This is a genomic window from Streptomyces sp. NPDC052052, assembly GCF_040680455.1.
Lineage (GTDB): Bacteria > Actinomycetota > Actinomycetes > Streptomycetales > Streptomycetaceae > Streptomyces.
Window position 1 is genome coordinate 52,428 of sequence record NZ_JBFAWU010000016.1, and the last position, 22,006, is coordinate 74,433.

Here is a 22,006-nt window from a genome sequence, read left to right on the forward strand (position 1 = left end):
TCGGCACCGTCGAGGTATACGGAGCCGGAGCCTGGTGCGTGAGCGTGCCTTGCCCGGTTCTCCCAGGAGAGGCCCCGCCCGCCATGACCGTACGTCGCAGCGCAGCAGCGCTCGCCGCCCTCGCCACCGTGCTCTGTGCGGCCGCTGCCCCGGCCGCGGTCGCAGCGCCGTCCCCGTCGCCCTCGCCGTCCGCCGCACTGCCCTCCGGGCTCTACGGCACGAGCGACCCCACGTACGACGGGGTGTGGCGGCAGTCACTGGCCTTCCTCGCCCAGCGGGTCGAGGGCGTCACCCCCGCCACGCAGTCGGTGGACTGGCTGATCGCCCAGCAGTGCGGCAACGGCGCCTATGCCGCGTACCGGCCGGACGTCTCCCAGCCGTGCGACACGAAGACGGTGCTGGACACCAACGCCACCGCGGCCGCCGTCCAGGCCCTCGTCGAGGTGGGCGGGCACCGGGAGATCGTGAACAACTCGGTGCGCTGGCTGAAGGCCATCCAGAACGAGGACGGCGGCTGGGGTTACACCGCGGACGCTCCCAGCGACGCCAACTCCACCTCGCTGGTGATCGGCGCCCTCGCCCGGCAGGGACAGCGGCTCGGGGACATCACGACCAGCGGCGGCAAGACTCCCTACGCCCCGCTGCTCGCGCTCGCGATCCCGTGCGGCGACAAGGACGGCGGCGCCTTCGCCTACCAGCCGGAGAAGAACGGCAAGCTCACGGCCAACGCGGACGCCACCGCGGCCGCGGTGCTCGGCACCATGGGCAAGGCCATGGCGGTCGGGAACAACGCCGCCGCCAAGGCACCCACCTGCACCCCGGGATCCGACCCGACGCCCGAGCAGGCCGCCCAGAACGGCGCGTACTACCTGGCGGACGCCCTCGCCACGAACGGTCATCTGAACCTGGCGCCGATGCCCGGCGCCGAGGACTCCACCCCGCAGCCCGACTTCGGCAACACCGCGGACGCGGTCGTCGCCCTGTCGGCCGCGGGCCACCAGGACAAGGCGGCCAAGGCCGTGGCCTGGCTGAAGAAGAACTCCGGGTCCTGGGCCGAGCAGGGCGGTCCCGCCGCCTACGCGCAACTGGTGCTGGCCGCACACGCGGCCGGTGCCGACGCCCGCGACTTCGGCGGCGTCAACCTGGTCGACAAGCTGAACGCGACCGGCCCCGTCCCGGCGGTGGTCACGACCCCCGACCCGTCCGCCGACACCGGGTACGTGCCCACGGAGAAGGACGGGGTCCACAGCGGCGACGACGTGATCGGCGGCGTGTGGTGGTACGTCGGCATCGGCCTCGTCGTCGGTGCGGGCGCGGGCTTCCTGATCAGTGGCCGCCGGAAGAGCCAGCAGCTGTGAGGCGGGCCGGAAGGGCCGCCGCTCTCCTGGTGGTCCTGAGCGCCGTCCTCGCCGCGCTCGGCGCGGGTACGGCCCAGGCGGCGACCGGGTACCGGTACTGGTCCTACTGGACGGGCTCCGGCACCGGCTGGGCGTACGCCACCCAGGGCCCGTCCCAGGTGCGGCCGGACGACGGCACGGTGCAGGGCTTCCGGTTCTCGGTGAGCGAGGACTCCCAGGACTCGGCGGAGCCACGCCGCTCCCCGGACTTCGCGGAGATATGCGCGGACACCCCGGCCGAGGACGGCACCAAGCGGGTCGCGCTGGTCATCGACCCGGGCACGGCGGCGGACGCCCCGGACGGTGAGGCCCCGCCGGCGCTGCGCACCACATGCGCGCGGGTCGCCCCGGACGCGAGCGCCGCGGAGGCGCTGGCGTCGGTGGCCAAGCCGCTGCGCTACGACAGCAGCGCACTGCTCTGCGCCATATCCGGCTATCCGGCCACGGGCTGCGGCGAGCAGGTCGCCGACGGCGGTCACCAGGCGTCCGGCGCGTCCGCGACCCCGTCCGCTGCCGCATCCGCCGCCTCCACCGCTTCCACCGCTTCCGACGACTCCGGCGGTGGGCCGTCCGTCGGGGTGCTGGCCGGGGTCGGCGCCGTCCTCCTCCTCGGCGTCGCCGCCATCGTGCAGGCCCGCCGCCGCGGATGACCGCCTCGACCATCCGCCCGGTCCGGTCACGCCGCCCGCTGCGCGCCCCCGCGGCGACCCGGAGCAACGCCCTGCCCGCCGGGGCCTGGTGGGTGTGGGCACTCGGCCTCGCCACCGCCGCGTCCCGGACCACCAATCCGCTGCTGCTCGGGCTGCTGGTGGGGGTGGCGGGCTATGTCGTCGCGGCACGCCGGACGGATGCGCCGTGGGCCCGTTCGTACGGGGCGTTCATCCGGATCGGGCTGTTCGTCGTCGGGGTGCGGCTGCTCTTCTCCGCCGTTCTCGGTTCGTCGATCCCCGGGACGCACGAGATGTTCACCCTCCCCGAAGTACCGCTGCCCGACTGGGCACAGGGTGTCCGGATCGGTGGCCGGGTCACCGCCGAGCAACTGGTCTTCGCGCTGTACGACGGGGCGAAGCTGGCCGCCCTGCTGATCTGTGTCGGCGCGGCGAACTCGCTCGCCAACCCGGCCCGGCTGCTGAAGTCGCTGCCGGGCGCACTGTACGAGGCGGGGGTCGCCGTCGTGGTCGCGATGACCTTCGCGCCGAACATGGTCGCCGACGTGATGCGGCTGCGCACCGCGCGGCGTCTGCGGGGCCGTCCGACGGGCGGTGTCAAGGCGGTCCTCCAGATCGGACTGCCGGTCCTGGAGGGCGCGTTGGAGCGCTCGATCGCGGTGGCGGCCTCGATGGACGCGCGCGGATACGGGCGCACCGCCCAGATCCCGCCCGCCGTCCGGCACACCACCAACGTCCTCACCCTGGGCGGGCTGCTCGGGGTGTGCGCGGGCACGTACGGCCTGCTGGCCGCGCAGGGTGCGGTGTACGGCCTTCCGTTGCTGGTCGCCGGGCTGCTCGCCGCGACGGCCGGGCTGTGGCTCGGCGGGGCCCGCACGGTCCGTACCCGCTACCGCCCCGACCGGTGGGGTGTGCGGGCCTGGCTGGTGGCCGCCTCGGGGGGCATGGTGGCGGCGGCGATGATCTGGGCGGGCGGTGTCGACGCGGAGGCCCTGCACCCCGGGGTCGTCCCGCTCGTCGCACCGGTGCTTCCGTTGTGGCCCGCGGCTGCGGTGCTGATCGGGCTGCTGCCCGCGGTGGTGGCGCCCGTGCCGCCCCCGGTGGGCGCCCCGACTCCCGAGGAGAGCAAGTGATCCGGTTCGAGCAGGTCTCGGTGCAGTACGAAGGGACGGAGCGCCCTACCCTCTCCGGGGTCGATCTCACCATTCCGGAGGGCGAGCTGGCGTTGCTCGTCGGCCCGTCCGGGGTCGGCAAGTCGACGTTGCTGGGGGCCGTTTCGGGTCTCGTGCCGCACTTCACCGGCGGCACCCTGCGCGGCCGGGTGACGGTCGGCGGGCGTGACACCCGTACCCACAAACCACGTGAACTCGCCGATCTGGTCGGCACGGTGGGCCAGGACCCGCTCTCGCACTTCGTCACCGACACGGTCGAGGACGAGCTGGCGTACGGGATGGAGTCGTTGGGCCTCGCCCCCGACGTGATGCGGAGGCGGGTCGAGGAGACCCTGGACCTGCTGGGTCTGGCCGGGCTGCGCGACCGGCCGATCGCCACACTCTCCGGCGGCCAGCAGCAGCGGGTCGCGATCGGTTCGGTCCTCACCCCGCACCCGAAGGTCCTGGTCCTCGACGAGCCGACGTCCGCGCTGGACCCGGCCGCGGCCGAGGAGGTCCTCGCCGTGCTCCAGAGACTGGTGCACGACCTGGGCACGACGGTCCTGATGGCGGAGCACCGGCTGGAGCGGGTGGTGCAGTACGCGGACCAGGTGGTCCTGCTGCCGTCGCCGGGCGCGGCTCCGGTCATGGGCGCGCCCGCGGACATCATGGCCGTCTCCCCTGTCCACCCGCCGGTGGTCGCGCTGGGCCGGCTGGCGGGGTGGGAGCCGCTGCCGCTCTCGGTCCGCGATGCCCGGCGCCGGGCGGCGGACCTGCGGGAACGGCTGGCGCTCACCGGAACGCCCGCCTCGTCGTCCGCGCCGTCCGGGGCCGGCGTGCCCCTGCCGCCCCCCGCCCCCTCCCCCGCACCCGTGCGGCGCGGTGCGCTCGCCCGGCTGCTGCGCCGCGGCGTGCCGACCGCCGCGGCACCCGGTCCCGTCGCCGACGTCCCGGCCCGGGTCGAGCGTCTCGGGGTACGACGCGGGCGCGTCGAGGCACTGCGCCGGGTGACGCTCACCGTCGCCGCCGGTGAGACCGTCGCTCTGATGGGCCGCAACGGCGCGGGCAAGTCCACCCTGCTGAACACGCTGGTCGGCATGGTCGAGCCCACGACCGGCAGCGTTCTCGTCGGCGGCCGGACCCCGCACCGTACGCCGCCGCGCGAGATGGTGCGCCGGGTCGGCCTGGTGCCGCAGGAACCACGCGATCTGCTGTACGCGGACACGGTCGCCGCCGAGTGCGCGGCGGCCGACGCGGACGCGGGCGCGGCGGCGGGCAGTTGCCGGGCGCTGGTCTCCGAACTGCTGCCCGGTGTGCCGGACGACACACACCCCCGCGATCTGTCCGAGGGCCAGCGCCTCGCGCTCGCCCTGGCCGTGGTGCTCACCGCGAGGCCCCCGCTGCTGCTCCTGGACGAGCCGACCCGCGGCCTGGACTACGCGGCGAAGGCCCGGCTGGTCGGGGTGCTGCGCGGCCTCGCGGCCGAGGGGCATGCGATCGTGCTCGCCACGCACGACGTGGAGCTCGCGGCCGAGCTGGCACACCGGGTGGTGATCCTGGCCGACGGGGAGGCCGTCGCGGACGGGGAAACCCGGCAGGTGGTGGTCTCCTCCCCGGCGTTCTCCCCGCAGACCGCGAAGATCCTCGCTCCACAGGAGTGGCTGACCGTCGCGCAGGTGCGCGGCGCACTCGGAGTCACGTCATGAGCGACATGGACGACAAGGTCACCGGCGGGCGCCGGGCACGGCCGGTGCGTCTCGGGCCCCGTGCGATCGCCGCGCTCGTCCTCATCAGTGCGATCGGTGTGGTCGCGTTCGGCTGGCCGCTGCTGGCCGGTGCGCACTCCGGTCTGGCGCACTCCCAGGACGCACCCTGGCTGTTCGCGGCGCTGCTGCCGCTGCTGGTGGGCGTGGTCGTCGCGATGATCGCGGACTCCGGTCTCGACGCGAAGGCGGTGGCGATGCTGGGGGTGCTGGCCGCGGTCGGCGCCGCGCTGCGCCCGCTGGGCGCGGGCACGGCGGGGCTGGAACCGATGTTCTTCCTGATGGTGCTGAGCGGCCGGGTCCTCGGGCCCGGCTTCGGCTTCGTGCTCGGCTCGGTGACGATGTTCGCGTCCGCGCTGCTGACCGGTGGAGTGGGTCCGTGGATGCCGTTCCAGATGCTGTCGATGAGCTGGTTCACCATGGGCGCGGGCCTGCTGCCCGGCCCGGACCGGCTGCGCGGGCGGGCGGAGCTGCTGATGCTCGCGGGGTACGGGTTCGTGGCGGCGTTCGCGTACGGCACGGTGATGAACCTGTACGGCTGGACGATCGTGGCCGGACTCGGTTCGGGTGTCTCCTTCCACCCGGGTGACCCCCTGTCGGAGAACCTGGTCCGCTTCTTCGCCTACTGCGCGGCGACTTCACTCGGCTGGGACCTGGGACGCGCGGCGCTGACCGTGGTGCTGACCCTGACCGTCGGACCGACGCTGCTGAAGGCGCTGCGCCGGGCCACCCGCCGCGCCGCGTTCGAGGCCCAGGTCACATTCGACGCCTCCGCGAAGTGAGGCCTCCCACAGGCCCTCACCCCTCCACGACCGGGTTTAGTAGCGCACCCGCCCCCGCACGAACGACCCCCTATCGCCTCTGACCAGCCAGGACACCCTTGGGGACGATTCACCGACTTATGCGCTCTTTACCCTGGATGCGAAGGGTGCTCGTATCTGAGGCCTTTGCCAGGACCGGACGGCGCCGCTAACACTGGAGCACGTCGCCGAGCACCGCTTGGTCCACTCGAACGGACCGCGGTCGGCCACGACCGATCCACCGGGACCGCCCCACGGTCCGGACCGGCCCGCGACTTCCCTGCAACCGACGTTAGGACTCCCGTGTCGTTCACCCGCGCCCTCTTCGCCCTGCCCCGCACCGCACGTCGCAAGTCCGCCCTCGCCGGCACCGCCGTTCTCCTCGGCGCCACGGGCCTGACCCTCGGAGCCGCTCCGGCGATGGCCGCACCGACCGGTGTCACGGCAAGCGCGAAGGACACGGCACGGTCGATGGTCGGCAACGCCGCGCAGTTCCAGTGCTTCAGCAACATCGTCCAGCACGAGAGTGGTTGGAACCACACCGCGACCAACTCCTCGTCCGGCGCCTACGGTCTGGTCCAGGCCCTGCCGGGTTCGAAGATGGCCTCCGCCGGCGCGGACTGGAAGACCAACCCCAAGACCCAGATCAAGTGGGGCGTGGACTACATGAACTCCCGCTACGGCAGCCCGTGCGGCGCCTGGTCGTTCTGGCAGACCCACCACTGGTACTGAGCCACCACTCGCTGAGCGCCCACGAAGGCCCCGACCGCCCGGACTTCCGTTCCGGTGGCCGGGGCCTTCGCCGTGCCCGCTGGAGCCCCGCAGCCGGACGCGTGACACATTCATATAACTTGGCCGCCCCACCCACCCGTTGGTCCATTCAGGCGCATTTTGCGGAAGGATCCGTCTCCGTCAGTCGCCGGAACGTTGTCCCCTACGTGGAGCCTCGAGAAGTATGGGACCGGAACGCCCTGTTGGCGGAAGCATTCTGTGCCAGCGACGAACGTCTGCGCCGGGCACAGGCATCGCTGGACGAAGCGCAGGCGATTCGGAGCAGAACGCTGGCGGCTTTCGCCGTCACCATCGGCGACGACGGCACGATCGCGGATCTGCTGGGCCTGAACGAACGCGAAGTGCGCCTGGCGCGACGCACGGTCGGCCGTGGCTGCGCCCGGACCCTCGCTCAGGAACTTCTGAACCCGCCGCCCCCCACCGTGCAGGAAGCCGCAGTGGAGCCGCCCGCCGATCCTCCCGCCTGCCCTCCCCCCGATCCTCCTGCCACCCCTCCTGCCGGCCTTGCTGTCGCACCCGAGATCATCCTTCCCCACCCGCGCGAGGAGATGGCCGCGGCGCCGCCGCCCGTTCCACCGGCACCGCCCCCTCCCCCGGTGCCGCCCTCCGAGGTGGGCGACCCGGTGGTCTGGTCGCCCAGCATGGACTCCGTGCTGCTGTGGAGCTGGGAGTCCGGCCTCGATGTGCAGACGGTCGCCACCGAGCTCGGCCTGGAGGTCCGCGCGCTCCTGATGCGTGTGCAGGAACTCGCCAATGACGGGTTGCTCACGCTCGCGGCCCCGGTCGCCGAGGTGCCCCGGTCCGGGCGCCACCGCCGTCCGTACGAGGAGGAGTACGCCGCACTGTTCGGTCCCCCCACCACCTTCCCCCACCACGTGTCGTTCTGAGCGGCCCCGCCCCCGCCCACCGGGCGGCCTGGCTCCGGCGGGGGGACCGGCCGGTTCCACGGCGGTCGCCACGGGTCCGGCGCCGCGTGACAGCCGCGGGCCGCGGCGCTCCCCCGGCTGCCGCGCGGACACGGCCTCAGAGTCGCTGAATGATGGTCCCGGTCGCCAGCGCACCGCCCGCGCACATGGTGATCAGTGCGAACTCCTTGTCCTGGCGCTCCAGTTCGTGCAGGGCGGTGGTGATCAGCCGGGCTCCGGTGGCGCCCACCGGATGGCCGAGCGCGATGGCTCCGCCGTTGACATTGACCTTCGCGAGCCCGTCGAGGTCCCGCTCGAAGACCTGGGCCCAACTCAGCACGACGGATGCGAAGGCCTCGTTGATCTCGACGACGTCGATGTCCTTGAGCGACATCCCGGCCTTGCCGAGCACCGCGCGGGTCGCGTCGATGGGACCGTCGAGGTGGAAGTGCGGATCGGCGCCGACCAGCGCCTGGGCGACGATCCGGGCACGCGGCCTGAGCTTGAGGGCGCGTGCCATCCGCTTGGACGCCCACATGATCGCAGCGGCGCCGTCGGATATCTGCGAGGAGGTGCCCGCGGTGTGGACCGCGGTGGGCAGGACCGGCTTGAGCCGGCTGAGCCCCTCCATCGTGGTGTCCCGCAGCCCTTCGTCGCGGTCGACCAGACGCCACATGCCCTGACCGGCCGCCTGCTCCTCCTCGGTGGTCGGCACCTGGACCGCGTACGTCTCCCGCTTGAACCGCTCCTCGGCCCAGGCGGCAGCCGCCCGCTCCTGCGAGAGCAGCCCGAACGCGTCGACGTTCTCCCTGGTCAGCCCCCTGTTGCGGGCGATGCGCTCGGCGGCCTCGAACTGGTTGGGCAGGTCGACGTTCCACTCGTCGGGCCAGGGCTTGCCCGGTCCGTGCTTGGAGCCGCTGCCCAGCGGCACCCGCGACATGGCCTCGACGCCGCAGCTGATGCCGATGTCGATCACTCCGGCCGCGACCATGTTCGCGACCATGTGGGAAGCCTGTTGCGAGGAGCCGCACTGGCAGTCCACGGTGGTGGCGGCGGTTTCGTACGGAAGGCCCACGGTGAGCCAGGCGGTGCGGGCCGGGTTCATGGACTGTTCACCGGCGTGGGTGACCGTGCCGCCGACGATCTGCTCGACACAGTCGGCGTGGATGCCGGTGCGGGCCAGGAGTTCTCGGTAGGTCTCGCCCAGCAGGTAGGCGGGGTGGAGATTGGCGAGCGCGCCTCCGCGCTTGCCGATGGGGGTGCGTAAGGCTTCGACGATGACGGGTTCCGCGGCCATGGGCTCGTCCTCTCCTCACACTTCCGCAAGGCGTCCCGGCGCACGCGGAAGTGAACTAGTACGCGTTCTAGTTCTGCAAGCAGTCTTATGAGGGTGACCCCGGGTTCGCAAGGGTTGTGCACGCACCTTGCGCCCGCTTCGCCCCCACCCCGCCCTCTTCCCGCACAACGGATCGGACCGCGCCCCTTGCCAGTTGTAGAACTCGTTACTACCTTTCGGGCAGTTCTGATGAGTCGTCAGATAAAGTCCGGGCGGCTCTCGGCCCGACCTGGAGTTGCCGATGCCCTGCCCTCATCTGCCCGAAGGGTTCGACTTCACGGATCCCGATCTGCTCCAAGCCCGCATCCCGTTCCCCGAGTTCGCACAGATGCGGGAGACCGCCCCGGTCTGGTGGTGCCCTCAGCCGGTCAACATCTCCGGTTTCGGCGACGAGGGCTACTGGGTCGTCACCCGGCACGCGGACGTCAAGTACGTCTCCACCCACCCCGAACTGTTCTCCTCGAACACCAACACCGCGATCATCCGGTTCAACGAGTCGATCAGCCGCGACCAGATCGACGTCCAGCGGCTGATCATGCTGAACATGGACCCGCCGGAGCACACCCGGGTCCGTCAGATCGTCCAACGGGGCTTCACCCCCCGGGCGATACGCTCGCTGGAGCAGGCCCTTCGCGACCGGGCCCGCCGAATCGTCGAGAGCGCTCTCACCGCCGCGGGCGACGACGGTTCGTTCGACTTCGTCACCAACATCGCCGTCGAACTTCCGCTCCAGGCCATCGCGGAACTCATCGGCATACCGCAGGACGACCGGTCCAGGATCTTCGACTGGTCCAACAAGATGGCCGCGTACGACGATCCCGAGTACGCGATCACCGAGGAGGTCGGTGCCGAGGCGGCCATGGAACTCGTCGGGTACGCGATGAATCTGGCGGCGGCCCGCAAGGAGTGCCCGGCCAAGGACATCGTCTCCCAGCTGGTCGCCGCGGAGGACGAGGGCAACCTCTCCTCCGACGAGTTCGGCTTCTTCGTGATCCTTCTCGCCGTCGCCGGGAACGAGACCACCCGTAACGCCATCAGTCACGGCATGCACGCCTTCCTCACCCACCCCGATCAGTGGGAGCTCTACAAGCGCGAGCGGCCGGCGACGACGGCGGAGGAGATCGTGCGCTGGGCCACCCCCGTGGTCTCCTTCCAACGGACCGCCACCCAGGACACCGAACTGGGCGGACAGCGGATCAAGAAGGGCGACCGGGTCGGGATGTTCTACTCCTCGGCCAACAACGACCCCGAGGTCTTCGAGAACCCGGAGACCTTCGACATCACCCGCGACCCCAACCCGCATCTCGGCTTCGGCGGCGGCGGTCCGCACTTCTGCCTCGGCAAGTCCCTTGCGGTGATGGAGATCGACCTGATCTTCAACGCCGTCGCGGACGTCCTGCCGGACCTGCGGCTGGTCGAGGATCCCCGGCGGCTGCGCTCGGCATGGCTCAACGGGATCAAGCAACTCCAGGTCAGCACGGCCCTGCGCGTCGCGGAGGATGCCGGTACTACCGGGAACTGATCGCCGCCGCAAGGTGCGGACGGCGGGTGCCGCCCTCCCATGGCCGGCCCCGCCGCCCGTACGGCAGCCCCGCTTCCCCTTCCCCTGCGCCGTTCGAGTGGCGGAGCCGGGACGATGGGCGGATGCTGGTCATGCGGCGATCCACTGACGGGGTGCGGGGACGGTGCGCCCGTCCCCGCACCGTCGGCAAGGGTGGGATCCGAACGCCGGTTGCCGGCATCCGAGTTCGGACACCGACGGAGTTCCTGGATGGTGCTCCTGCGTCATGGGCCGGAGCGATACGGTCCGGTCGGCACCTGTCCCGGGTAGGGCTCCTTATTTCTGTTGACGGCCGAGCAGACGGCTTCGTAGGTTCGATGCGCCCATCCGCGCTACGAACCATCGGGGAATGCGAAGGCGCCGACATGACTCGCGAACTGATCGGTGGGGACGCCGAGTTACCCGGCCGGGCCGTATCCGGGAAGCAGGTGCCGTTCCCGGAGTCCTCCGGAACAGAGCCGGGGATGTTCTCGCCGCCCCATCGTGCCGCCACCGTGACGTTCGTCGTGGTGATGGTCCTGACGGGTTTTGCCGCGTTGGCCGTCGTGCCCACGTTGCCGATCGTGGTCCGGGACCTTCACGGCGTGTCCCTGTTCCCTCTCGTGGCGGGATGCTTCGTGGCCGCCAGTCTGCTCGGAGGGGTGCTGGGCGGCCACTGGGCGGACCGTCACGGGGCTCGTCGGCCCGTCGCGCTCGGCATGGTGCTGTCGGTGCTGACCCTGTTGGTGTCCGCGTCCAGTGTGTCGGTGTGGCAGCTCGCGGCCGGCCGGTTCCTGGACGGTCTGGCCGCCGGGATGGTGGCGGTGTGCCTGACCACCGCCATCGGCCAGACGTACCCCGACCACCTCCAGCCCCGCATGCTCGCGCTGATGAGCGCGAGTTGGGTCATCCCGTCCCTGGTCGGCCCGCCGCTGGCGGGCCTGATCGTGCAGTACTGGTCCTGGCGCGTGGTCTTCTACGGCCTGGCCGCCCTGACGGCCCTGCCCACCGTCGCCCTGGTGATCGTGCTCCGCTCACGCCCCACGGCGGACACCCACACCGACTCGGCCTCGACACCGCAGGTCACCGCGCCGGCGGACGGCAGAGCCGCACGGCCGCCCCTGCTGGTCGCGGCCCTGCTCAGCATCGGCGCGGCATGCGGGCAGTACGGGGTCTCGTCCTGGGACCCGCGCCACATCGCCTTCGTCGCTGTCGCGCTGGTCCTGCTCGCGGCCTGCGCGCCGCGGCTGCTGCCCCGCGGTACGTGGCGCAGCGCCAGGGGGCTGCCGACGGCGGTGCTGCTGCGCGGGCTGGCCTCCGGCACCTACTTCACCGTGGAAGCCCTGGTGCCGCTGCTGCTGATCACCGAACGGCACGTCGCCCCGGTCGTGGTGAGCATCGCCTTCACCGCCTCCGCGCTGCTGTGGGCGGGCGCTTCATGGGTCCAGGGCCGGCTGCTCCAGCACGTGGCCCGCCATCGCCTCGTCGTCGCCGGTGGGCTGATCCTGGCGGTCTCCGTGGCGCTCGCGGCTGCCGGATGCTTCGGCGGCGCACCCGCGTTCACGGCAGAGGCAGCCATGCCGCTTTCGGCCATCGGCATGGGTCTGCTCGACCCCTGCGTCACCGTGCTCTCGCTGAAGCACAGCGCTCCCCATCGCCTGGGCCGCACCACCAGCGCGATGCAGACCAACAGGAACCTGGGCCAAGTCGTCGTTCTGGCATGCGCGTCGGCCGTCCTCAACGGCGCCATGGCCGCGGGTGCGAGCCCTCTTGGCGGCTACCGGCTCGCCTTTGTGCTGCTGCTGACACCGCCGCTGCTGGTCGCTCTGCTCGCCGTTCGCGCCCGCGCGGACTGAACAGCCGCCCCGCCGTCAGGTCCGGTCGCGGAGTCCGCCGAGCGGCTCGCGCTGCTCGCTGTCCACCACCTCGTCGGTCGACCGTGGTACCGGTACCGGCGCCACTCCCCCGTCCTGCGGCTTCGACGCCGCCGCGGACAGCGTGGGCGGCTGGAGCCTGCGCGGCCCCGACAGCAGGTACGTCAGCCCGAAACCGAGCGCGACGACGGTCGCACCGCCCACCGCGTCCAGCACCCAGTGATTGGCCGTGCCGATGATCGCGGAGACCGTGAACAGCGGGTGCAGCAGTCCCAGCGCCTTCATCCACACCTTCGGGGCCAGCATGACGATGACCACACCGCACCACAGCGACCAGCCGAAATGCAGCGACGGCATCGCCGCGTACTGGTTGGTCATCGAGGTCAGCGTTCCGTAGTCCGGTTTCGCGAAGTCCTGGACGCCGTGCACCGTGTCGATGAAGCCCAGCCCCGGCATCAGCCGCGGCGGGGCCAGCGGATAGAGCCAGAAGCCGACCAGGGCGAGGATCGTGGCGAAGCCGATGGAGCTGCGCACCCAGCGGTAGTCCGCCGGGCGTCGTACGTACAGCACACCGAGGATCGTCAGCGGCACGATGAAGTGGAACGTGGAGTAGTAGTAGTCGAAGAACTCCCTCAGCCAGGTGACCTGCACGACCGCGTGGTTGGCCCAGTGCTCGATGTCGATGTGCAGCCACTGTTCGAGGGAGTGGACCTGACGGCCGTGGTGCTCGGCGGTGTCCCGGCCGGCCGTCGCCGCGAGCCTGACCCGGGCGTAGGCGGAGTAGACGACCCGGATCAGGAGCAGTTCCAGCAGCAGATTGGGCCGGCTGAGCACCCTCCGCCAGACCGGCGGCAGGGGGATGCGGCGCCGGCCGGCTGCCACCGGGGTCGCGTAGTCCGTGGGGATCGGCTGGTGCCAGTACGGCGAGGTACGCGGCAGGAACGGTGCGACGCAGGCCGCGCCGAGCGCCGCGATCAGCAGCACGTTGTCGCGTACCGGGTGGAGGAACGCCATGTTCGGCAGCAGCATCTTGCCCGGCAGTGTGAGCACCAGCACCACGACCGCCGGCCACACCAGCCGGTCGGAGGCCCGCCTGCCGACCCGGCCGACCACGGCGAGCAGCACCCACAGCAGCTGGTGCTGCCAGGCGGTCGGTGAAACGGCCACGGCGACGCAGCCGGTCACGGCGACGGCGAGCAGCAGCTGCCCGTCGCGGGCGTACCGGACGGCGCGGCGCAGTCCGAGGCAGCAGACGACGGCCGCCGCCACCACGAACAGGGCGATCTCGAGCGGGCCCGCCAGGCCGAAGCGGAGCAGCGCACCGTGCAGGGACTGGTTGGTCAGGCTGTCCGCGTCGCCGCCGAGTCCGGCACCCGCGACATGGTGCACCCAGTAGGTCCACGAGTCGTGCGGCATCGCGGCCCAGGCCAGCGCCGTGCAGGCGGCGAACGTGGCGCCGCCGGTCACCGCGGCCCGGCGGCGGCCGGTGAGCCAGAGCAGGACGGCGAAGAGCAGCACGGTCGGCTGGAGCGCCGCCGCGACTCCGATCAGGAGCCCCGCGGCGCGTTCCCCCCGGACCGTGAAACAGGCCAGCAGCACCAGGAGGACCGGCAGGATGCTGGTCTGCCCCAGGTGGAGGGCGTTGCGGACCGGCAGGGAGAGCATCAGCAGGCTGATCGCGACGGGGGCCGCCAGCAGTGCGGTACGACGGGTGACCTGGCCGGGCAGCGCGCGGGCGGCGACGACACCGAGGGCGGCGACGAGCAGCAGCGAACCGAAGGTCCAGGCGACGCCCAGGCTCTGTTCGGCGGCCCGGGTCAGTGGCTTGAGCACCAGTCCGGCGAACGGGGTGCCGGTGAACCGGTCGCTGTCGTACAGCGAGCCCGTCACATGCAGGACGCCGTTCTCACCGATCCAGGTCTCCAGGTCGGTGAGCCGTTCGCCCGGGGGCTGCCGCAGCACCACCGCCATCTGCCGTACGGCCAGTACGGCCACCACCAGCCAGAGCAGGGCCCGGGCCGCCCCGGTCCTCGCCTCCGTCGCTGCGTCACCGCTCACACTGTGCTCCGCATTCGCCACGCTGCGCCGACCCTCCCGCCGTTTCCGTGTCCGTCCCTCGATCCGGGCGTGCTCTGAAACCATCGCATTGCACTACGAGGTAGACGCAATCAACCCCCTCTTCACCTGACTGCCACCCTCCTCTTTCGAAAAAATGGCCGAATGATCGGCCGGGCCGACCGGCAGAATGGCGCCCATGACCTGGACCGTGACCCCCGAGCCCGTGGGCTCCCCGGCTTCCGCACTGCTGCGGCGCGACTACTACGCGGAGGTCGCCGGCCGCTACTGGGGGCGGCCCGCGACGGCCGAGGAGATCGACGAGGGGCTGGCCGACGACGGCGCCGACCTGCTCGTGGCGCCCACCGGCTGCTTCGTGGTCGGCCGGTTCGCGGGGGAGCCGGCGGCGTGCGCCGGACTGCTGCGGGTGGACGCGGACACCGCGGAGCTGACCCGGGTGTACGTACGCCCGGAGCACCGCGGCACGGGCGGCGGCGGGCTGCTCCTGGCGGCCGTCGAGAGCACGGCGCGCTCCCTCGGGGTCCGCACGGTCAGGCTCGACACCCGAAGCGACCTGATCGAGGCCCGGAAGCTGTACGCCCGGCACGGCTACCGGGAGGTCCCGGCGTTCCACCGGCGGCAGTACGCGGAGCACTGGTTCGCCAAGGAACTCTGAGCGCCGCGCCCCGGATCGCCACGGCCCGTGACGGTTCGCCGTGGGGCTCCAGGAGGTCCCTCGGGGCGCCCGGCACCGGCAGGCCGTTGCCGGGCACCGGGAGGCGGTGCCGGGCGCCTCACCTCCGTCCGGCCGCGTGGTCCCGTCTCGGCTCGGGGCTGTGGGGCCGCTCCCTCCTGGAGCCGTTCGTCTCGGCGGTCAGCTCCGCCACGAGCCGGACCAGGTCCGTCGGTCTCTGTGGCCCCCACCAGTCGCCCAGCAGCTCGGCCATCGACTCCTCACGGGCCCGTGCGAGCTTCGCCACCGCTTCCTCGCCGGTCTCGGTGAGCACCATCTGGACGCCTTCGCGCCGGCCCAGTCCGCGTTCCTCCAGCTGCCGCGCCGCCGCGCTGACCACCCGCAGCGGCACCGGGGCGACCTCGGCGAGCATGGCCGGTTCGACCGCGCCGTGCCGCTTCATGCGCAGCAGCATCCAGCTCGCCGCGGGCAGCAGGTCGTACCCGGCCCGTTCGGTGATCTTCTCGTAGACCTCGCGGCGCCCGGTGCGGGTGGCGAGCACCGAGAGGGCCCTGGCGCACTCGTCGTACGAGGACCGTTCGACCGGGTTCGACGCCAGGGTCTCGCTGGGCTCCGGGGCGGTCACCGAGCCGCGCAGCCTGTCCTCCTTGAGGAACCACGCGAAGGCGAAGGCGACCAGGACGACGGGGGCCGCGTACAGGAACACGTCGGTGATCGAGGTCGAGTAGACGTGCAGCACCGAGGAGCGCAGCGCGGGCGGCAGCTGGCCGATGGCGCGCGGGTCGGCGGCCAGCCGGTGTGCGTCGACTCCGGGAGGCAGGGGGCTGCCGGCGAGTGCGGTGGTGAGTCCGGCGGTGAGCCGGCTCGTGAAGATCGTGCCGAAGACCGCGACACCGAACGAGGATCCGATGGAGCGGAAGAAGGTGGCCCCGGACGTGGCGACGCCGAGATCCTCGTAGCCGACGGCGTTCTGCACGACCAGCACCAGGACCTGCATCACCAGGCCGAGCCCGGCGCCGAAGACGAAGAAGTAGATGCTCATCTCCAGCGTGCTGCTGGTCTCGGTGAGCCGGTGCAGGAGCTGGAGTCCGACCGCGGTGAGGAAGGTGCCCGCGATCGGGAAGATCTTCCAGCGACCGGTGCGGCTGATGATCTGGCCGGACAGGGTCGAGGCGAGGAACAGGCCGATCACCATCGGGAGCATGTGCACGCCGGACATCGTCGGCGTGATGCCGTGCACCACCTGCAGGAACGCCGGCAGGTACGTCATCGCGCCGAACATCGCGAAGCCGACGACGAAACTGATGACGGCGACGAGGGTGAAGGTCCTGATCCGGAACAGCTTCAGCGGCAGGACGGGCTCCGCGGCGCGGCGCTCCACGTGCACGAAGGCGATCAGCAGCAGCACGCTCAGGGCGGTGAGGGCGATGACCTGGGACGAGCCCCAGGCCCAGGTGGTGCCGCCGAGCGAGGCGACGAGGACCAGGCAGGTGGCGACCGCGGCGATGAGGAAGGTGCCGAGGTAGTCGATGGTGTGCCGGGTCCGGCGGACCGGGATGTGGAGCACGGCGGCGATCACGAGGAGCGCGACGACGCCGATCGGCAGGTTGATGTAGAAGACCCAGCGCCAGCTGAGGTGTTCGGTGAAGAAGCCGCCGAGCAGCGGTCCGAGGACGCTCGTCGTGCCGAAGACCGCACCAAACAGGCCCTGGTACCTGCCTCGCTCGCGCGGCGGGACGATGTCACCGACGATCGCCATCGAGAGCACGATGAGGCCGCCGCCGCCGAGGCCCTGGAGGGCTCGGAAGAAGATGAGCTGCGGCATGTTCTGGGCGATCCCGCAGAGCGCCGACCCGATGAGGAAGACGACGATGGCGGTCTGGAAGAGCTTCTTGCGACCGTACTGGTCGCCGAGCTTGCCCCAGAGCGGAGTCGCGGCGGTCGAGGCGAGCAGATAGGCCGTGACGACCCAGGAGAGGTGTTCCAGGCCGCCGAGGTCGCTGACGATGGTCGGCAGCGCGGTGGCGACGATGGTCTGGTCGAGTGCGGCCAGCAGCAGGCCGAGAAGCAGTGCGCCTATGGCCACCATGACCGACCGGGTGGAGCGGTCCTCGCCGGTCGCCGGGGCGGGGGCCTGGGGCCTCAGGTGCTGGGCCATGGAACATCTCCTCGGATCCGCTACTCCCCCATCCTGGCCGCTGCACACGGTTATGGCCTGCCGAGCCGGACGGGCCGGGACCTGCGGGGACATCCCCCGGACAGGCATCGCAGGGGGATCGGGCCCGGTACCTCGATCCGGCCGGGCGTTGGGGCATCCCGGGGGTGCGCTGCATAATCGCTGGCAATTCAAGGGGAGGGATCCACCATGGCCGGACACATGTGCCCGGAATGCGGCAGGGAACGCGGAGCGAACGGGAGACCGGGACCTGGCGCAGGACCGGGCGGGGGTCCGGAAGGCTCCGGAGTCCGCCCCGCTTGCATGTGCGGGGAGCAGACGAAGCGGCGGGCCGCCGCACAGCAGCACGCCGCCGAACAGCGGCGGGCGGAGCGGGCGGCGGAGATGGCGGCGGCGGAGGACTTCGATCCGCTGCGGATCCGGCCGTATGTGACGCTCGGTGGCGACGAGGCACCGACCGCCGACGACGAGGCGGAGTCGCACCACCGGCCGGCCCAGGACGCGGCCACGACGATGCAGCTCCGCCCGGTGACGGCCGGTCCGCTGCCGGACGCCGTCGAACCGGCCGGGGCCCTCGCCGCCACGGCCCCCGAACCGGGGCCCACACTCCCGTACGCTCCCGCCGACGATCCCGTTCAGCCGCGTCGCCGACGCCCTTACGCGGTACTCGCCGTGGGAGCGGCGGTGGCCGCGGTGGTGGGCGCGGCGGCCTTCGTGGGGGGCCTGTTCGAGGGACACGGCAACGGGGACGTCAACGGGGAGCAAACCCTGCCGAGCACGGTGGCCAGCGCACCCGATGCGAGCACCCCGGCGCAGGAGCCCGCATCGGCCTCCGCGTCGCCCTCGCCGTCCGCAACGGCGTCCGTGTCACCGTCGGTGTCCCCCTCCCCCACGGCGAGCACCTCGCCGTCGCCCTCCGCGTCCGCCTCACGGTCGGCCGCCGCCTCGCCCGCCGCGTCCGCCGCGGCCACCGCGGCCACGAGCCCGTCGGTGTCGACCGCCCCGCCCGCCACGCTCACCGCTCCCACCCTGCGCCTGGGTGACCAGGGGCCCGAGGTGGCCGAGTTGCAACGCCGGCTGGAGGAGCTCTGGCTGTTCCACGGCCAGGACGACGGCAACTTCACGAACCAGGTCGAGCGCGCCGTGCGCGTCTACCAGTCGTACAAGGCCATCGAGGGCGATCCGTTGGGCGTGTACGGACCGCTGACGCGCCGCGCCCTGGAGGCGGAGACGACCGGTCAGGGGCGCTCCTGACGCCGGCCGCACGACATCGGCGGAGTAGCGACTGGCGTTCCCGGACCGGTTTTTGTATCGTGATGGAACAAAGTGGCCTCCGCCCGTCACCCCCTGACCGGCGGGCGAGGTCGCTTGCTCTGCCCGCACCACCTCCCCCCACGTCCTGGAGCCCGCCCATGCCGGCCGCCGTCCTCACGACCCACGCACTCCTCCTGGACATGGACGGCACCCTGGTGAACTCGGACGCCGTCGTGGAGCGCTGCTGGCGACGCTGGGCTCTGCGGCAGGGGCTCGACCCGGAGGCCGCGCTCAAGGTGGTGCACGGACGGCAGGGGTACGCCACCATGGCGGCACTCCTCCCGGACCGCCCGATGGAGCAGAACTACGCGGACAACCGGGTGATGCTCGCCGAGGAGACCGCCGACACCGACGGCATCGTCCCGGTCGGGGGTGCGGCCGCTTTCCTGGACGCGATCGCCGAACTCCCACACGCCCTGGTCACCTCGGCCGACGAGACACTGGCACAGGCCCGGATGACCGTGTCCGGCCTGCGGATGCCGGCCATCCGCGTCACCGCCGAGTCCGTCAGCGCCAGCAAGCCGGACCCGGAGGGCTTCCTGAAGGGAGCGGCCGAGCTGGGCTTCGCCCCGGCCGACTGCGTCGTCTTCGAGGACTCGGAGGCCGGCATCGCGGCCGGGCGCGCCGCGGGCATGCGCGTGGTGGGCGTCGGCCCGCGAGCCGCGGCCTTCTCGCCCGACGCCCACGTCGAGGACCTCACCCGGATCCGGGTGGAGGCCACCGCCGACGGCCGGGTCGAGCTGCACATCAGCACGCGTTAGGACTTGTCGCGCGTGGCCGGGCGCCCGGAGCTCCGGCCACGTCCAGGCCGGAGCGGCCTCCATCACCGCCCAGCGACGATCCTCGACATGCCCGCGGACGATGCCGCGCTGTCGGCCGGACCGGTCCACGGCACTCTCTCAGCTGAACCGCCGGCCACCGGAAGCCGCCGCCGCTGCCCCAGCCCCTCCTGCACCGTTTTCGCACACCGCACGGCCCACGCCACCATTGCTCCCGGAAGGCGCATTGGCCGCGGCACCTGCGCCAGGACAGTCGCCCACCCGGAAGGCGTTCGCCAGGAGGGCACCATCGGCGCATAGCTGACTTCGCGCCAGAACACTGAGCGCGCGCCATGGGAGCCCCGCCCCCACCTCCCCGCACCCGACCGCCAGTTCGTCCGGTGCATTCCGCCCGCCGCGCTTCGCTCGCCGAGCGCGACGCCCCCTGAAGCGGCGCACACAACCCCACATCCGGTCCAAAACGGCCCCTCCGCGCGAATGAGCCGTATGTGCGCCGGATTTGGCGGTGTGTCAGCGCATGCACCCGCGTAGACGCATACGTACACCCCCAAGCCCCCACTCCGTTCGCCAGAACTCTTGATGTGACGTGCTCATGTCGTCACGCTGTTACCTGGCGCCCACTCCACGGAAACCTGGCGCCGCCACGATGGCCGGGCCCCCACGGGGTCGCCCGCCCAAGCCCCCACATCAAGGGAGTTCGCATGTCAGGTGTCTACGCGCGTCGCATAGCCGTCGCCGTCGCCTCCGCCGCCCTCGCCGCAACCACCGGACTGCTCACCGCCCCCACCGCCCAGGCGGCCATGCCCACCCCGGTCTCCGCATCGACCGCCCGTACCTATCTGAGCGAGCTGACCGTCTCCGCGGAGGGCTCGTCGAGCGGCTACAGCCGCTCCCTGTTCCCGCACTGGATCACCCAGTCGGGCACCTGCAACACCCGCGAGGTCGTACTCAAAAGGGACGGCACGAATGTGACGCAGGACTCCAGCTGCGCCGCCGTCAGCGGCAGTTGGTACTCCCCGTACGACGGTGCCACCTGGACCGCCGCCTCCGACCTGGACATCGACCACATGGTCCCGCTCGCCGAGGCCTGGCGGTCGGGTGCCAGCAGCTGGACGACGGCCCAGCGGCAGGCGTTCGCCAATGACCTCACACGTCCCCAGCTCATCGCGGTGACGGACAACGTCAACCAGTCCAAGGGCGACAAGGACCCGGCGCTGTGGCTGCCCTCGCGCACCGCGTACCAGTGCACCTACGTGCGCGCCTGGGTGCATGTGAAGCACTACTACGACCTGAGCGTCGACTCGGCAGAGAAGAGCGCCCTGCAGTCCGTCCTGAACGGCTGCTGAACGACGACGGCTGCGGCTGCCGATCAGCCGCCGGACCTTCGCGCGGCGGGAACCGCAGCACCCACCGGTACCCGCCAAGCGCCGGGGTCACCCGGATCACCCGCACCCTCCCCCGTCGCCGCGTACCGTACGGAGCCGTGCACACCGCACGGCTCCGCACCCGTGACCGCACAGCTCCGCACCCTTGTTTCGCGTGCGCACCGCCCCCGCGCCTGCGCGCGGCACCTCACACCCCCGCCCGTACGCCGGAGGGCCGGCCTCCAGGTCTGGAATGAGCCACGGGCCGCTCCCGCATACACCCGGAACACGCTCTTCCTGTTTGCCGGGCCCACGTGACCTTTCCAACATCGCCCGCTTTTTTTCGATCATCAGCTGAACGTCAGGCGTACGCTGTACAGCTGGCCCAGCCGCTCCTGCCGCTCCCCTGCGACTGTCGCGGCACTGTTCCTGATCGTCGGGGAGTCATAGGTGCTTGAGAGTTTGGGGGCGATGACCGGCAGCCCATGGATCTACGCCGTGGTCGCTCTCTCGGTGCTCCTTGACGTCTTCCTGCCCGTACTGCCCAGCGGGGTCCTGGTGATCGCCGCGGCCACGGCGGCCGCCGGTTCGACGACGGTCGCAGGCGCGGCCTCCGCGAGCCGCGCCGCCGAGCAGGTGTCCGTGGTCCCCTCGCTCCTCGCGCTGGGCCTGTGCGCGGCCACGGCCTCCGTGCTCGGCGACCTCGCCGCGTACCGGCTGGCCTGGCGCGGCGGCGAACGCCTGGACCGGGCCATAGCCCGCTCCCGCCGTCTCGCCTCCGCACACGAACGCCTCGGCGCGGCCCTCGCCCGGGGCGGCGGCATCCTCGTCGTCATCGCCCGCTTCGCCCCGGCCGGCCGCTCGGTCGTCTCCCTGGGCGCGGGCGCCTCGCATCGCCGGGCGAAGGAGTTCCTGCCCTGGTCGGCCCTCGCGGGCGTGGCCTGGGCCGGTTACAGCGTCGGCCTCGGCTACTTCGGCGCCCAGTGGCTCGGCGCGACCTGGGTGGGCACGGCCATCTCGGTCCTCGCCCTGTTCCTGGCGGGTTCCCTGGCCGCGTGCCTGATGCGCCGCCCGGCAGCGGCTGCGGCGGCCGCGGCCGCCCAGGGTTCCCCGGCCGTGACGGCCTCTACGGCTTCCTGACCGCGCCGCGTATCTCCAGCCCCTCCAGCAGTCCGGCGGTGGCTTCGGCGATCTCCTCGACGGCCCGGTCGAACACCTCCTGGTTGTGCGCGGCCGGAGCGCGGAAGCCCGAGACCTTGCGGACGAACTGCAGGGCGGCGGCCCGGATCTCCTCCTCGGTGGCCTTCTCGGGGAGCGCGGGCGGGCGAAGGGTCTTGATACTGCGGCACATGGCTCCAGTGTGACCCGAGCCACTGACAACGGACCGGGGCTCCGCCC

General features: G+C 72.0%; 18 protein-coding genes. 14 read left to right on the top strand and 4 right to left on the bottom strand.

Translation table 11 applies throughout. The features are described 5' to 3' along the window. Nucleotides 1–83: 83 nt before the first annotated feature. The 7 genes from AB0L71_RS20205 (at nucleotide 84) to AB0L71_RS20235 (ending at nucleotide 7,458) form a co-directional block, all read left to right on the top strand. Nucleotides 84–1,358 carry a prenyltransferase/squalene oxidase repeat-containing protein gene (locus AB0L71_RS20205; protein ID WP_365244529.1) on the top strand — a complete coding sequence of 425 codons (1,275 nt, stop codon included), beginning with the start codon at nucleotides 84–86 and terminating at the stop codon, nucleotides 1,356–1,358. Beyond that, nucleotides 1,355–2,047, top strand: coding sequence for an SCO2322 family protein (locus AB0L71_RS20210; RefSeq protein WP_365244532.1), 693 nt, complete (start codon nucleotides 1,355–1,357; stop codon nucleotides 2,045–2,047). Before AB0L71_RS20205 ends, AB0L71_RS20210 begins: the two co-directional genes overlap by 4 nt. Beyond that, on the top strand, nucleotides 2,044–3,198 hold the full coding sequence (locus AB0L71_RS20215) for an energy-coupling factor transporter transmembrane component T (protein WP_365244535.1): 1,155 nt from the start codon (nucleotides 2,044–2,046) through the stop codon (nucleotides 3,196–3,198). The genes AB0L71_RS20210 and AB0L71_RS20215 overlap by 4 nt, the downstream gene beginning before the upstream one ends. Next, nucleotides 3,195–4,922: an ATP-binding cassette domain-containing protein gene (locus tag AB0L71_RS20220; RefSeq protein ID WP_365244538.1), complete on the top strand. Its 1,728-nt coding sequence runs from the start codon at nucleotides 3,195–3,197 to the stop codon at nucleotides 4,920–4,922. Before AB0L71_RS20215 ends, AB0L71_RS20220 begins: the two co-directional genes overlap by 4 nt. 5 nt (nucleotides 4,923–4,927) lie before the next feature. After that, a complete protein-coding gene (locus AB0L71_RS20225) occupies nucleotides 4,928–5,761 on the top strand; it encodes an ECF transporter S component (RefSeq protein ID WP_365244860.1) in 834 nt (277 codons plus the stop codon). 321 nt (nucleotides 5,762–6,082) lie between these two features. Next, on the top strand, nucleotides 6,083–6,511 hold the full coding sequence (locus AB0L71_RS20230) for a transglycosylase SLT domain-containing protein (protein WP_365244541.1): 429 nt from the start codon (nucleotides 6,083–6,085) through the stop codon (nucleotides 6,509–6,511). 242 nt (nucleotides 6,512–6,753) lie between these two features. Further along, the gene (locus AB0L71_RS20235) at nucleotides 6,754–7,458 is read left to right on the top strand and encodes a hypothetical protein (protein ID WP_365244543.1); all 705 of its coding nucleotides are present in this window, start codon (nucleotides 6,754–6,756) and stop codon (nucleotides 7,456–7,458) included. Nucleotides 7,459–7,594: 136 nt separating this feature from the next. On the opposite strand, the gene AB0L71_RS20240 is transcribed toward AB0L71_RS20235, so the two are convergent. Next, nucleotides 7,595–8,773 carry a steroid 3-ketoacyl-CoA thiolase gene (locus AB0L71_RS20240; protein WP_365244546.1) on the bottom strand — a complete coding sequence of 393 codons (1,179 nt, stop codon included), beginning with the start codon at nucleotides 8,771–8,773 and terminating at the stop codon, nucleotides 7,595–7,597. A gap of 280 nt (nucleotides 8,774–9,053) precedes the next feature. Between AB0L71_RS20240 and AB0L71_RS20245 the strand changes: the two genes are divergently transcribed. Together AB0L71_RS20245 and AB0L71_RS20250 are read left to right on the top strand one after the other, a co-directional pair. Next, nucleotides 9,054–10,334: a cytochrome P450 gene (locus AB0L71_RS20245; protein WP_365244549.1), complete on the top strand. Its 1,281-nt coding sequence runs from the start codon at nucleotides 9,054–9,056 to the stop codon at nucleotides 10,332–10,334. Between the two features lie 503 nt (nucleotides 10,335–10,837). Further along, a complete protein-coding gene (locus tag AB0L71_RS20250; protein ID WP_365244863.1) occupies nucleotides 10,838–12,208 on the top strand; it encodes an MFS transporter in 1,371 nt (456 codons plus the stop codon). 15 nt (nucleotides 12,209–12,223) lie between these two features. Here AB0L71_RS20250 and AB0L71_RS20255 read toward each other — a convergent pair whose 3' ends face one another. Then, nucleotides 12,224–14,236: a bifunctional glycosyltransferase 87/phosphatase PAP2 family protein gene (locus AB0L71_RS20255; protein ID WP_365244866.1), complete on the bottom strand. Its 2,013-nt coding sequence runs from the start codon at nucleotides 14,234–14,236 to the stop codon at nucleotides 12,224–12,226. A gap of 244 nt (nucleotides 14,237–14,480) precedes the next feature. Here AB0L71_RS20255 and AB0L71_RS20260 point away from each other — a divergent pair, with 244 nt between their 5' ends. Further along, entirely contained in the window at nucleotides 14,481–14,957 is a 477-nt protein-coding gene (locus AB0L71_RS20260; protein ID WP_365244552.1) for a GNAT family N-acetyltransferase, read from the top strand. Between the two features lie 118 nt (nucleotides 14,958–15,075). Here the strand turns inward: AB0L71_RS20260 and AB0L71_RS20265 are convergent, their stop codons facing one another. After that, nucleotides 15,076–17,133 (bottom strand): MDR family MFS transporter, encoded by a 2,058-nt coding sequence (locus AB0L71_RS20265; protein WP_365244555.1) that lies wholly within the window; start codon nucleotides 17,131–17,133, stop codon nucleotides 15,076–15,078. A gap of 321 nt (nucleotides 17,134–17,454) precedes the next feature. Here AB0L71_RS20265 and AB0L71_RS20270 point away from each other — a divergent pair, with 321 nt between their 5' ends. The 4 genes from AB0L71_RS20270 (at nucleotide 17,455) to AB0L71_RS20285 (ending at nucleotide 21,748) form a co-directional block, all read left to right on the top strand. Further along, nucleotides 17,455–18,405, top strand: a complete 951-nt coding sequence (locus AB0L71_RS20270) for a peptidoglycan-binding domain-containing protein (protein ID WP_365244558.1) — start codon at nucleotides 17,455–17,457, stop codon at nucleotides 18,403–18,405. Between the two features lie 158 nt (nucleotides 18,406–18,563). Beyond that, a complete protein-coding gene (locus AB0L71_RS20275; protein WP_365244561.1) occupies nucleotides 18,564–19,226 on the top strand; it encodes an HAD-IA family hydrolase in 663 nt (220 codons plus the stop codon). Nucleotides 19,227–19,945: 719 nt separating this feature from the next. Further along, nucleotides 19,946–20,590: an HNH endonuclease family protein gene (locus AB0L71_RS20280; protein ID WP_365244564.1), complete on the top strand. Its 645-nt coding sequence runs from the start codon at nucleotides 19,946–19,948 to the stop codon at nucleotides 20,588–20,590. Between the two features lie 468 nt (nucleotides 20,591–21,058). After that, on the top strand, nucleotides 21,059–21,748 hold the full coding sequence (locus AB0L71_RS20285; RefSeq protein WP_365244567.1) for a VTT domain-containing protein: 690 nt from the start codon (nucleotides 21,059–21,061) through the stop codon (nucleotides 21,746–21,748). Here the strand turns inward: AB0L71_RS20285 and AB0L71_RS20290 are convergent. Further along, nucleotides 21,735–21,959 carry a DUF2277 domain-containing protein gene (locus tag AB0L71_RS20290; protein WP_365244570.1) on the bottom strand — a complete coding sequence of 75 codons (225 nt, stop codon included), beginning with the start codon at nucleotides 21,957–21,959 and terminating at the stop codon, nucleotides 21,735–21,737. The genes AB0L71_RS20285 and AB0L71_RS20290 overlap by 14 nt on opposite strands. Between the last annotated feature and the right edge of the window lie 47 nt (nucleotides 21,960–22,006).